A 12,075-nucleotide genomic window follows, 5' to 3' on the forward strand; every position below is an offset into this window, starting at 1 on the left:
CGAGCGCGAGGACGTACGGCCACCAGCCGAAGCGGCCCGCCGCGCCGTGCGTGGCCCGGGTGTCCCCGGCTCCCGGGCCGGTGGCGGTCCCGGCTCGGGTGCCGGGGCCGGTGCCGTACTGCAGGGTGGCCCCGCGCTCCGCCGTGATCGCGGGCGGGTCGGGGCTGGTCACGGTGGTGTGCGGGTGGTTGCCGCCCGAGGTGCGCACGATCTGCCGCTGCCGGGACCTCGGCGGTGTGAAGTCGCTGTCCCCGGTGAGGATCAGCGTGCCGCCGCCGCGCACGGTGAGCGTGCCCCGGCCGTGGAAGACGCCTTCGTACGTGCTCGTGCCGTCTTGGGTGCCGGGCGCGGCGGAGGGGGGCGTGCCGGTCGTGAGGGCGAGCGCGACGAGGGCGCAGACGCTCGCCGCTGTCCTGGGGGTATGGATGCGCACGACTGGGAGACGGACGGGCGGTCCGTGGATAACAGAAAGTCGGCCATGGAGAAATCGCTTACCCCCTGTCCCGTCGGACCCGTTGACCTCCGGAGGGCTCACCCTTACCTTTTCGACGTTCGGTATGGCACATGACGTACGATATGTCGAACTCCCTGGTGCGCCGAACCCCTTGCTCGCCCGGCATCTGGTGCCGAAGCGCCGTGCGGGTGGGATGAGTCCCCTGGGGCGCCCCGACCGGAACCGGGGCGTCCCAGGCCCGCCGGAACCCGGGTGCCCCGGGTCCGTCAGGAAAGGGAAGCCGCCGCCGTGATCGAACTGCCCGCCGACGACCGCTCCGCGAGCCCGTACACCGGCTACACCCGCGCCCACTGGGAGAAGGCCGCCGACGCCCTGCTCGCCGCCGTCGAGCCCTACGCCACCCCCGACCGCGCCCTCTACCACCTCCCCGGCGACCGCACGAGCCGCTCGGGCCGTCTCTCCGACGGCCTGGAGGGGTATGCCCGCACGCTCCTGCTGGCCGCGTTCCGCCGGGACGAGATCGCGCTCGGCCGCTACGCCGTAGGCCTTGCGGCCGGTCCGGGCGGTGCCTGGCCGCGGATCACCGACCGCGGCCAGCCCCTGGTCGAGGCGGCCTCGATCGCCCTCGCCCTGCGCCTGACCCGGCCACTGCTGTGGGACCGCCTGGAGCAGTCCGTGCGCGAGCGGACGGCGCACTGGCTGGCGGACGCGCTCACCGCCGAACCCTGGCCCTGCAACTGGGAGTTGTTCCCGGTCACCGTGGGCGGCTTCCTGGCCGAGATCGGCCATGAAACCGAGGCGGCCCGCACGGCGATCGACCGCGGCCTGCGCCGCATCGAGCGATGGTACGTCGGCGACGGCTGGTACACCGACGGGGACGGCCGCAAGTTCGACTACTACAACGGCTGGGCCATGCACCTGTATCCGGTGCTGCACGCGTGGCTGGCCGACGACGCCGAGCCGCTGAGGCTCTACGGCGACCGGCTCGAACGCCATCTGGCCGACTACGCCCGCCTGTTCGGCGGTGAGGGGGCCCCGCTGCACCAGGGCCGCTCACTGACCTACCGCTTCGCGACGACGGCCCCGCTGTGGCTGGGCGCGCTCACGGGCCGTACGCCGCTGGCGCCGGGACAGACACGGCGGCTGGCCTCCGGAGCGCTGAAGTACTTCCTGGACCGCGCGGCCGTGGACTCCCGCGGACTGCTGACCCTCGGCTGGCACGGCCCCGACGAGTCCGTTCTGCAGAGCTACTCGGGGCCGGCCTCGCCCTACTGGGCGAGCAAAGGCTTCCTCGGCCTCCTGCTGCCCCCGGACCACGAGGTGTGGACGGCGGCCGAGGAACCGGGCCCGGCGGAGCGCGCCGACGCGGTCACACCGGTCACGGGCCCCAACTGGCTGCTGCAGTCCACGCGTTCGGACGGCGTGGTCCGCCTCCACAACCACGGCAGTGAGGACATCCGCTACGACCCCCACTACACGCGGTTCGCGTACTCCACGGTCACCCGGCCCTGCGGACCGCCGCCCGACAACGTCCTCATGGTCGGCGGCGACCCGGTCCGCACGGGCATCGTGCCGCTCGGCGTGGGGGAGGACTGGGCGGCCTCCCGGTACCCGGTGGGTTCCGGGACGCGGGTGACCAGCCTCGTCGTGGCCGACGGCGCGGTGGAGGTGCGGGCCCATCTGGTGGCGGGCGCGGCTCCCGGCACCGAGGTGAGGATCACGGGGTGGGCGCCGGGGGAGGGCGAGTCGGCCGAACTGGTGCCGGTCCACGGCCTGTCGGAAGGTCTCGTCCTTTCCGGCGTGACCGGCGCCGCGCCCACCCTGTTCGTCGCCCTCGCCCGCCTCACCGCGGAACCCGGCCCCCCGCCCCTCACGGACCTGGTGAGCGTGGAGGTCCAGGGGGACTACGACCTGAGGGTCCGCTGGACCTCGGGACGGCTAGGGCACTTCCGCTTCACGGCCCCGGACGACGGCTCGGCGGACGCGTCGTGGTCGGTCGTGCCCGGCTGACGTCAGTCCTCGCGGCCCACCGAGGTCAGCGACATGTCCGCATAGCGCTCGCCCGCCACCTGGCTCGCGATCGGCTCCAGCAGCGCCAGCTCGTCGGCGCTCAGCGTGATCCGGGTGGCCGCGGCGTTCTCCAGCAGGCGGCCGCGCTTGCGGGTCCCCGGGATCGGCACGACGGTCAGACCGTGGACCTGGGCCCGCTGCTGCACCCAGGCCAGGGCGATCTGCGCCGCGCTGGCGCCGTGCTCCGCCGCGAGCCGGTGCAGGGGAGCCAGCAGGGCGGCGTTCGCCTTGGCGTTGTCGCCGCTGAAGCGCGGCAGCAGGTTCCGGAAGTCGCCGCTGGAGAGGTCCTTGCCCGCGTCGCTGAAGGAACCGGTCAGAAAGCCCCGGCCGAGCGGCGAGTACGGCACGAAGGCGACACCGAGCTCGGCCGCCGCGCCGACCGCGCTGCGCTCGACGTCCCGGCTGAAGAGCGACCACTCCGACTGCACGGCGGTGATCGGGTGCACGGCGTACGCCTCGCGCAGCTCGGCACCGGTGACCTCGCTCAGGCCAAGGTGCTTGACCTTGCCCTCCCGGACCAGTTCGGCCATGGTGCCGACGGACTCGGCGAGCGGGACGGCGGGGTCGCGACGGTGCATGTAGTAGAGGTCGATGACGTCGACGTCCAGACGGCGCAGGCTCGCCTCGACGGCCTTCCTGATGTAGGCCGGGTCGTTGCGGATGGCCCGGTAGCTCGGGTCGTCGGCGCGGAATGCGAAGCCGAACTTGGTGGCCAGCGTGATCTCGTCGCGGTGCGCGGCGACGAACGGCGCGAGGAACTCCTCGTTGGCGCCGGCGCCGTACATGTCGGCGGTGTCGATGAGGGTGACGCCCGCCTCGACGGTGGCCTCCAGCGTGTCGCGGGCCGCCGCGTCGTCCGTCTCCCCGTAGGCGGCGCTGATGCCCATGGCGCCGAAGCCCTGGACGCCGACCAGGGGCCCGCCGTTGCCCAGCCCGACCTTGCCGATCTTTTCGATGGCGCTGCTCATGATGGTGTTCCGGCCTTTCCGGCGCCCGCCGGGCGCCCCCCGTGAAAGTCGATCCCGGCGGTGTTGTCGATCACCGCCGCGCCGGCCACGCTAGATCATTGGAGTGCACTCGAAGCAAGGCGGTTCGACGCGACGCCGGGCGCTACGGGAGTGTGCGGGGCACGGTCCGCTCGTAGATGGCGCCGCCGGGTGCGTACCAGCCCGCCTTCTTCCGGACGGCCGGGCTCGGGTCCTGGGCGTGGGACGTCTCCAGGGCTTTGGCGGCGCGCACCTCGGTATGGGCGAACTTGCCGACCAGTTCGGCGGCCCTCGCGCGCACGTGCGGGTCGGGGTCCGAGGCCAGGTGCCGCAGCGCGGGTTCGAGGACCTGGCCCGCGCCCGGTGCGCAGGTGTCGCCCTTGCACCGGTCGCAGGCCAGCGCGTGGAACGCGGCGGTCCTGACCCGGGCGTCCGGGTCGTCGGCCATGGCGATGAGCAGGTCCATGGAGTCGGTGTCGACCAGATGGTCGAGGAGACGGCAGCAGCCCTCACGGACGGCCGGATTCCCGTCGCCCAGGCCGCCCCGGACGGCGCCCACGGCGTCCTCGCCGCGCCGCAGCAGCTCGTGGTAGGCCGCGACCGCGCGCTGCGGATCGCCCAAGCACGCGACGAGGGACTCGTTGTCCACTCTGACGAATCCAAGCATGACGCCAGCATCGAACCGCGCCTCGTGCCCCCGCAAAGGGATTTCTCCCGGACCGGCCCGCGACCGCCCGCCACGTTTCGGCGTCCGCCGAAACGAACGGCGCCTAGCGTGGGCGTATGACCGCAGAGCCCGCCGTGACCTCGTTCGCCGCCCTCCACCACCGCCCCGGCGAGCCGCTGCTCCTGCCCAACGCCTGGGACCACGCCTCGGCGGCCGCCCTCGCGGCCCGGGGTTTTCCGGCGATCGCCACGACGAGCCTCGCCGTGGCGGCGGCCGCCGGGCTGCCCGACGGCCGGGGCGCGACCCGCGAGCACACCCTGCGCCTCGCCCGCACGCTCGGCGCGGAGCCCTGGCTGCTCTCCGTCGACGCCGAGGACGGCTTCGGCGACGATCCGGACGAAGTCGCCCGACTGGCAGACCGGTTGTGGGATCTGGGGGTCGTCGGCATCAACCTGGAGGACGGCCTCGGCCCCGCCGAAGCGCACGCGGCGAAGATCGCCGCGGTGAAGGCCGCCGTGCCCGGCCTGTTCGTCAACGCCCGTACGGACACGTACTGGCTGGGCGACGGCGACGAGACGGACACCCTGCGCCGCCTCGACGCCTACCGGCAGGCGGGCGCCGACGGGCTGTTCGTGCCCGGACTGACGGACCCGGACCGGATCGGCACCCTCGTCCGCCACGTCGACGCCCCGCTCAACGTCCTCTACTCGCCCACCGGCCCCACCGTGCCCCGGCTCGCCGACCTCGGCGTCGCCCGCGTCAGCCTCGGCTCGCTGCTCTACCGACGGGCACTGGGAGCCGCGCTGGACGCGGTCGCCGACATCGCGGCCGGCCGGGTGCCGGGCGGCACGACCCCGTCCTACGCCGAGGTGTGCGCGCTGGGAGGGGGCGCGCCCTGAGCCCCTGGCGCCTCAGGGGGGCGAAGGCGGTGACGGTGCGGTTCCACTCGCGGGTGTTGTCGTAACCCGCGGACAGGTATGGGTACTTGGCGCTCAGGCGCTCAGGCGCTCAGGCGTGCCGTCGGACGGCGAGAGCCGTGGTGGACGGGTCGTAGTCGCTGCGGGCGGCGTAGCGGCGTGTCGAGACGCCCAGTACCGCGCCGATTCCGCAAGGACGCGGCCTTACCGCGCTGCCCCCGGGGCGTCCGCCGCGAGCAGCGTCTGCGTCAGCCGGTCGGCGAACGCGACGGGGTGTTCCAGGGTGCCCAGATGGCCGCCGGGGAATTCGGCGAAGGGGCTTCCGGTGCGCTGGGCGACCGCCTGCGCGGTGCGGTGGAGGACCTGGCCCCGTGAGTCGGCGCCCGCGGCCACGGTGAGGCCGGTGGGTGCGGAGAACGCCGGGGTGTATGCCGTGAAGGGGCGCAGGACGTGGGCGAGGAAGACGGCCATGGGGCTCGGCGGCCCGTCTTCGGCGGAGGCGTGCTGTCCGGCCGTCAGCCGCTCGATCAGGTCCGCCCGCTCGTGCGCCCCGTCCGGCAGCAGCGTCACACACGGCGGCTCGTGCGCCACCACGTGCGCCAGCCGCCCCGGATGCCGGGCGAACAGGTCGAGTACGGCGATGCCGCCGGAGCTGGACCCGAACACATGGGCCCGCTCGCCCGGCGGCAGCACCGTCTCCAGCACCCGGTGCGCCCCGTCGCTCCAGTGGGCCGGACGCTGGTCCGGGACGGGGCGTCCGAGCCGTCCGTGGGCGAGGCCGAGGGGGTCGTACGTCACGACGGTGAAGCGTTGTGCCAGCCGCTCGGTCAGGGGGCCGAGTCCCATGGGGTGCCCGGCCCCGCCGGGCACGAGCAGCAGGACGGGGCCGTTGCCCGTCGTGTCGTAGTGGAGCGGGTCAATCATCGGTGTGCGTCTCCCGGGGCCAGTGGGTGAGGGCGAGGTGCAGGGCTTCGACCGCCTTGTCCCAGGAGGCCCGGACGTCCCGGTCCGCGCCGAAGCCGCCCGCGGACTCCAGGGCGCAGTACCCGTGGAAGGTGCTGCGCAACAGGCGTACGGCGTCGGTCAGGTCGGGTTCGTCGAGGCCGTAGGCGCGCAGCATGCCGTAGGTGATCTCGGCCGTGCGGCGCAGGGCGGGGGAGTCGGCGATCAGGTCCTGGTCGATGCGGATCTGGGTCGCCGCGTACCGACCGGGGTGCTCCAGGGCGTAGGCGCGGTAGGTGCCCGCGAACGCGGCCAGCGCGTCCTTGCCCGCCCGGCCGGCCACGGCCGCCGCGATCCGGTCGATCAGCTCGCCGCCCGCGTGCAGCGCGAGCCGGGTCCGCAGGTCGCTCAGGCCCCGGACGTGCGAGTACAGGCTCGCGTCCTTCACGCCGAAGCGCCGGGCCAGCGCGGACAGGCTGACGTTCTCGAAGCCCGCCTCGTCGGCGAGGTCGGCGGCCGCCGCGACCAGCCGGTCGGCGGTGAGTCCCGCACGGGCCATCCGACACCTCCTCCTTGGGTACTTAGGAGGAATCCTAGGGCATCTAGGTTCGGGGTGTCGCCCGAGCGGCGCAGTGCCTGCCGGTGGCGGCGACCAGTTGCATGTCCTCCGCCCTCAGCCGCAGGGCATGGCGGGACGTGTCCCTGCCCCGCGCCGGGTCCGGGTCCCAGAGCCAGACGGTGTCGCCGCTCGCCTGGAAGGAGAGCACGGGATGGGTCGTGGGCACCGGTCCGTTGATGACGGGAATCTTCGCGTCGAGCGGTTCGACGCAGACGAGTTCGCCCCGGATGCCGAAGTACGCGGCGGGGTAGCGCTGCGGTCGAACGGTTCCGGTATCACCCGTGGCCCGTCCCGGTGATGGTCACAGCACTCCTCGCCCGCGCTCCGGCAGGTCCCCGTGTCCTGCGGGCGAAGGGCGGGCGAGCTCAGCCGATCGGCTGTGGAGGTGGCGGTGTCCGAGGTCGCCGAGGTACTCGCCGGCGGCGAGGGGCAGGGCGCCCGTCGCGAGGGTGGCGAGGAGTCGTCCCGTGGGTCGCATGCGGCTCATGGTGTGGTCAACATGGTTGTTTTTGAAGGAAGTTGAGAAAACCGCTCACCATGAGTGCGTGACATAGGGTTGGCCGGGGGGACGGGGGAAGGACGGGGAGACCGAGGTGGAGAACGAGGCGCGACGGGGCCAGGAGCCCACGAAGTCGGCGAGTGCGTCGACGGCCCGATCGCCGGGAAGACGGCGGGATTTCGGGATCTTCTGGGTGGCCCAGACCCTCTCCGTTCTCGGAGACTCCTTCTCCCTGATCGCCCTGCCGCTGCTGGTCCTGGAAGCCACCGGATCGGTGGCGCGCATGGGGCTGCTGACCGCCGTGGGCGGCGCCGCCTCCGTGCTCGCCGCCGTCTTCGCCGGGGTGGTGGTGGACCGGGTGGACCGGCGGCGGCTGCTGATCATCTGCGATCTGGCTCGCATGGTCCTGTACGGACTGATCCCGTTGGTCTGGGTCTTCGGCCCGCACATCTGGGTGCTCTATGTGGTGCTGCCCGTGTGCGAGGCCGTCGGCATGTTCTTCTCCGTCGGGTACGTCACCGCCGTCCGTGGTCTGGTCGGCACGGACCGACTCACCGAGGCCAACGGCCGGTTGAACTCGACCGCCGCCGCGGCGGGAGTCCTCGGACCGCTCTTCGCGGGCCTGGTCGCCGCCTGGACGGGGCCCACGGCCGCCGTCGCCGTCGATGCCGCGAGCTTCGCCGTCTCCGCCGCCTGCCTGTCCGTCGTACGCCTGGCCCCGCGACCCGCCGACGACGGACCCGACCCCCGGCGCGGCACCGTGTGGCAGGACCTGCGCACCGGGGTCGCCTTCCTGCGCCGGCACCCGGTCCTGCGCACGCTGACCGTGCTGCTGTTCGTCTTCGGCTTCCTCACCCTCGGCCTGACCGACCTGCTGATCTACCACCTCAAGCACGACCTCGGTCACCGCGACGGCACGGTCGGCACCGTCCTCGCCGTCGGCGCGCTCGGCACCATCGCCGGATCCCTGCTCGTCGCCCGCCTGCGCCGCCTGATGGGCTTCGGCCCCCTCTGGATCGGGTCGGTCGCGGTCGGCGGCCTCGCCGTAGCCGGTATCGGCGCGGCGACCACGGTCCCCGCGGTCGCCGCGCTCACCGTCGCCTTCCTGGCCTGCGTCGCCATGGCGGGCACCTGCTCCATGTCCCTGCGCCAGGAGATCACCCCCGAGCACCTCCTCGGCCGCGTCACCTCCGCCTACTGGACGCTCACCTACGCCGCCGCCCCCGTCGGAGCGGCCGTCCTCACCTGGGCGGCCGAAAGTCACGGCACCACATCGGTGGCCCTGGTGACGGGCGCGAGCTGTGTCCTGATCGCGGCGGCCGCGCTGGTCACACCGGTCCGGCGGGCCGACCGCCCCTGACCCCGCTCAGCCGCACCCGGCCCGCAACGCGGCCAGTGCCGACCAGGCCGCACCGCGCTCCTCGCGGTCGTACACCCGCGATGCGACGGCCCGGTCACCGCCGAACACGACGTGGCACAGCGGCAGATACGACAGATCGCCCCACCACTCGCGCGTATGCTCCCGCGCCAGTGTCAGGCCGCAGCCGGCACAGGTGATCCACGCAACAGCACGCTCAGCCCGCCTTCCTGCTCCCCGATGTCCCAGCATCCCCGCACCTCGTCCACGTCCTCGGGGGAAGGAGGCAGAGCGGCGAGACGGTGCCAGACGGCGGCCTCGTCGTCGTACGACGGCTCGGCCGGGCCGGGAGGTGTTCCGCAGTCGTTCATGCTCGGATTCTGCGGGCCGAGACCGCGGCCGGCCCGGTGCCAGGGCTCCGGCCGGCCGCGGAGGGCGTCAGGACCGCGTCGGTCAGCCGATCTCGGAGAAGACGAACGAGAACCGCGCGGGTTCGGCGCGCAGGTGGTACGGCGGCAACGGGCCCGGGCCGCAGGACTGCGAGCCCAGGCCGTGCTGGCCGTGGTCGAGGTTGACCCAGACCCCCGCGCCGGAGGGGGAGAGGTCGGTGCGGTGGGCGGCCGCGTCCAGCTGCTCGGTGGTCCAGCGGCGGGCGGTGAGGAAGAACTCCGGATCGCCCTCGATGCGCAGGCCGCCGATCTCCGCCCAGCGGACGTCGGCTCGGGCGCCGTTCTCCTGCGGACGGACGTAGGGCGTCTGCAGATCGTCCACGGTCGACTGCCAGCGGCCGATCATGGACGCCGTCCTGCTGTCCGGATACGCCTCACCGGGGCCGCCGCCGTACCACCGGACCTGGTCGGCGGCGGACAGTGCGAACCGGATGCCGAGCCGGGGCAGCGGCACCGTCCAGTCGCCCTGCGGTGTCACGGACACGGTCAGCCGCAGCCGGTTTCCGTCCGAGGTCCAGCGGTACTCGGCCGACAGTCCGATGTCCCGGGCGGCCGGCGCCACCCGGGTGCGTACCGTCAGCGCGTCGTCGCCCGGCTCCACCGCGTCCAGCCGGTGCCGCATCCGGTGCAGGCCGAGCCGCCGCCACAGCAGGCCGTGGCGGACGTCGGTCTGCCAGGCGGCGCCGTCGTCGTTGTCGGTGACGGCCCGCCACACGTCCAGGCGCAGCCCGGTGACGTCCACCCCGCCGACCGTGAGCAGTGCGCCGGTGCGGGCGTCGAAGGAGGCCGGGCCGAGGGTGATCAGACCGTCGCCGGGCACCGGCCCGTCGGTCGCCGCGACCGACGGCACCTGCCGCGGGGACACGGCGAACTGGCCCCATGCGACGACATGGCCCCGCGGCGCCCAGGGGGTGTCGGCGGCGAGCAGCGCCCGTACCGTCCAGTGGGCCTCGCCGGCCGCTTCGGCGACCGGTGGCTCGGGCAGCTTGACCTCGGCCGACTCGCCGGGTGAGAGCGCGGGCACCGACAGGGTTCCCGCCCCGACCGGCTCGCCGTTCACCTCGTACGTCCAGGTGAAGACCAGCGCCGACAGGTCGGCGAAGTCGTACTTGTTGGCGACGCGGACCGTGCCGCCCGTGCGGTCGCCCTCGATGGCGACCGGTTCGATCACCTTCTTGTACTCGACGAGGCCGGGGGAGGGCCGGCGGTCCGGGAACAGCAGGCCGTCGCAGACGAAGTTGCCGTCGTGCAGCTCCTCGCCGAAGTCGCCTCCGTAGGCGTAGCCGTACCGCTCGTCCTCGATGCCGTGGTCGATCCACTCCCAGACGAATCCGCCCTGGAGCCGGTCGTACGACTCGAAGATCCGCTGGTAGTCGGCGAGTCCGCCCGGGCCGTTGCCCATGGCGTGGCCGTACTCGCAGAGAATGAACGGGAGTTCGCGGCGTTTGTGCGGGCCGCCGTCCCGGCCGCGGCCGATCCGCTCGACCTCGGCGTGGTCGGCGTACATCCGTGCGTAGACGTCCGTGTCACGGCAGGTGAGGTCACCCTCGTAGTGCAGGAGCCGTGAGGAGTCCCGCCCGCGGATCCACTCGGCCATCGCGGTCAGGCCCCGGCCGGTGCCGGCCTCGTTGCCGAGGGACCAGATGACGATCGAGGGGTGGTTCTTGTCCCGCTCGACCGTACGGGCGGCACGGTCCAGCAGGGCCGGGGTCCAGCGGTCGTCGTCGACGGGGTTGTCCCGCCAGCCCTGCTCGGTGAAGCCGTGGGTCTCCAGGTCGCACTCGTCGATCACCCACAGGCCCAGCTCGTCGCAGAGATCGAGGAAGGCGGGGTGGGGCGGGTAGTGGGAGGTGCGGACGGCGTTGATGTTGTGCCGCTTCATCAGCAGCACGTCCTCGCGCATGGTCTCCAGATCGAGGGCCCTGCCGCGCACCGGGTGCCACTCGTGCCGGTTGACGCCCTTGAACAGGACCGCCCTGCCGTTGACCTTGATCAGGCCGTCGGAGAGTTCCACCGTGCGGAAGCCGATGCGCAGCGGCACCCGCTCGCCCGCGGTGGCCAGCACACCGTCGTACAGCCCCGGCGTCTCCGCCGTCCACGGCTCGACCGGCACCGTCACCGACTCGCCGGTCGCGGCCTCGACACCGAGCTCCGGCACGGTCACCCGGCCGTCCACCTCGGAGTCGACGCACAGGGTGCCGGTTTTGGTGACATGGTCGTAGGAGGCGTGCACGAAGAAGTCCAGGGCGCAGCCCGCGGGGCGGTGCAGCAGGGTGACGTCACGGAAGATACCGGGCAGCCACCACTGGTCCTGGTCCTCCAGGTACGAGCCCGCCGACCACTGATGGACCCGGACCGCCAGCACGTTGCCCGCGGCCTTCAGCAGATGGCTCACCGCGAACTCGTGCGGCAGCCGGGAGCCCTTGAACTCGCCGAGGTCGGTGCCGTTCAGCCACACCCGGGCGCAGGACTCCACGCCGTCGAAGCGCAGCACCGCCCCGCCCTCGTCCGGCCAGTCCTCCGGCAGGTCGAAGACGCGCAGGTGGTCGCCGGTCGGGTTCTCGGTCGGGACCCGGGGCGGGTCGACCGGGAACGGGTAGAGGTGATTGGTGTAGACGGGGGAGCCGTGCCCCTGCAGGACCCAGTGGCCGGGGACCGACACGTCCGCCCAGCCGCCGGCGTCGTACCCCTCCTGCGCGAAGGAGTCGTCCTCGGCGTCGGCCGTGTCCGACAGTCTGAAGCGCCAGCCGCCGTTCAGTGAGAAGGACTTGGCGTCCGAGGACGCGTACCGGGCGCGGGGCGGCAGCGCCCCCGATCCCGGCGAGACGTCCTCGACGTACTCGGTGGTCGTGCGGATGGACATCGGTCTCCTAGCTCAGCCCTTGATACCGGTCTGCGCGATCCCTTGCTCCAGCCAACGCTGGAGCAAGAGGAACACGAACAGCAGAGGCAGGACGGAAATGGCGGTCGCCATGAAGATCAGGTGGTAATTGACGGTCTGGTTGGTCCTGACCGATGACCAGCGGCCGCAGGAAGGCGTTCCAGCCGCCGAGGAACGTGATCGTCGCGACGGCGACCGCTCATGACCAGCTTGCCGGCGGCGGCCAGGTCCGCT

The 12,075-nt window shown here is 73.0% G+C and carries 11 protein-coding genes and 2 pseudogenes; 3 read left to right on the forward strand and 10 right to left on the reverse strand.

What is annotated here, in order from left to right; all coding sequences use genetic code 11:
* Positions 1-97 precede the first annotated feature (97 nt).
* A pseudogene (locus AVL59_RS47915) lies at positions 98-433 on the reverse strand (autotransporter); the annotation flags it as partial.
* Positions 434-745: 312 nt separating this feature from the next.
* Between AVL59_RS47915 and AVL59_RS12310 the strand changes: the two are divergent.
* On the forward strand, positions 746-2,464 hold the full coding sequence (locus AVL59_RS12310; protein ID WP_208870589.1) for a DUF2264 domain-containing protein: 1,719 nt from the start codon (positions 746-748) through the stop codon (positions 2,462-2,464).
* Positions 2,465-2,466: 2 nt separating this feature from the next.
* Here the strand turns inward: AVL59_RS12310 and AVL59_RS12315 are convergent, their stop codons facing one another.
* Complete coding sequence (locus AVL59_RS12315; RefSeq protein WP_067302776.1) at positions 2,467-3,492, reverse strand: aldo/keto reductase; 1,026 nt, start codon at positions 3,490-3,492, stop codon at positions 2,467-2,469.
* 142 nt (positions 3,493-3,634) lie between these two features.
* A complete protein-coding gene (locus AVL59_RS12320) occupies positions 3,635-4,177 on the reverse strand; it encodes a HEAT repeat domain-containing protein (protein WP_067302779.1) in 543 nt (180 codons plus the stop codon).
* Positions 4,178-4,293: 116 nt separating this feature from the next.
* On the opposite strand from AVL59_RS12320, the gene AVL59_RS12325 reads away from it, so the two are divergent.
* Positions 4,294-5,076, forward strand: coding sequence for an isocitrate lyase/PEP mutase family protein (locus AVL59_RS12325; protein ID WP_067302782.1), 783 nt, complete (start codon positions 4,294-4,296; stop codon positions 5,074-5,076).
* Positions 5,077-5,298: 222 nt separating this feature from the next.
* Here the strand turns inward: AVL59_RS12325 and AVL59_RS12330 are convergent, their stop codons facing one another.
* The 4 genes from AVL59_RS12330 to AVL59_RS52080 form a co-directional block, all read right to left on the reverse strand.
* Positions 5,299-6,018, reverse strand: a complete 720-nt coding sequence (locus AVL59_RS12330; RefSeq protein WP_067302785.1) for an alpha/beta fold hydrolase — start codon at positions 6,016-6,018, stop codon at positions 5,299-5,301.
* Positions 6,011-6,595, reverse strand: coding sequence for a TetR/AcrR family transcriptional regulator (locus AVL59_RS12335; protein WP_067302787.1), 585 nt, complete (start codon positions 6,593-6,595; stop codon positions 6,011-6,013). Before AVL59_RS12335 ends, AVL59_RS12330 begins: the two co-directional genes overlap by 8 nt.
* Before the next feature lie 43 nt (positions 6,596-6,638).
* Complete coding sequence (locus AVL59_RS52075; RefSeq protein ID WP_159399899.1) at positions 6,639-6,821, reverse strand: hypothetical protein; 183 nt, start codon at positions 6,819-6,821, stop codon at positions 6,639-6,641.
* A 135-nt stretch (positions 6,822-6,956) separates the two neighbouring features.
* Positions 6,957-7,133 carry a hypothetical protein gene (locus tag AVL59_RS52080; RefSeq protein ID WP_159399900.1) on the reverse strand — a complete coding sequence of 59 codons (177 nt, stop codon included), beginning with the start codon at positions 7,131-7,133 and terminating at the stop codon, positions 6,957-6,959.
* Between the two features lie 115 nt (positions 7,134-7,248).
* Between AVL59_RS52080 and AVL59_RS12340 the strand changes: the two genes are divergently transcribed.
* A complete protein-coding gene (locus AVL59_RS12340; protein WP_067302789.1) occupies positions 7,249-8,514 on the forward strand; it encodes an MFS transporter in 1,266 nt (421 codons plus the stop codon).
* A 173-nt stretch (positions 8,515-8,687) separates the two neighbouring features.
* Here AVL59_RS12340 and AVL59_RS12345 read toward each other — a convergent pair whose 3' ends face one another.
* From AVL59_RS12345 to AVL59_RS47920, 3 genes and pseudogenes are all read right to left on the reverse strand, one after another.
* Complete coding sequence (locus tag AVL59_RS12345; RefSeq protein WP_067302792.1) at positions 8,688-8,882, reverse strand: hypothetical protein; 195 nt, start codon at positions 8,880-8,882, stop codon at positions 8,688-8,690.
* Between the two features lie 82 nt (positions 8,883-8,964).
* Positions 8,965-11,823 (reverse strand): glycoside hydrolase family 2 TIM barrel-domain containing protein, encoded by a 2,859-nt coding sequence (locus AVL59_RS12350; protein ID WP_067302794.1) that lies wholly within the window; start codon positions 11,821-11,823, stop codon positions 8,965-8,967.
* A gap of 12 nt (positions 11,824-11,835) precedes the next feature.
* Positions 11,836-12,034: pseudogene (locus AVL59_RS47920) on the reverse strand (carbohydrate ABC transporter permease); the annotation flags it as partial.
* Positions 12,035-12,075: the final 41 nt, after the last annotated feature.

It is taken from the genome of Streptomyces griseochromogenes, from assembly GCF_001542625.1.
GTDB classification, from domain to species: Bacteria; Actinomycetota; Actinomycetes; order Streptomycetales; family Streptomycetaceae; genus Streptomyces; species Streptomyces griseochromogenes.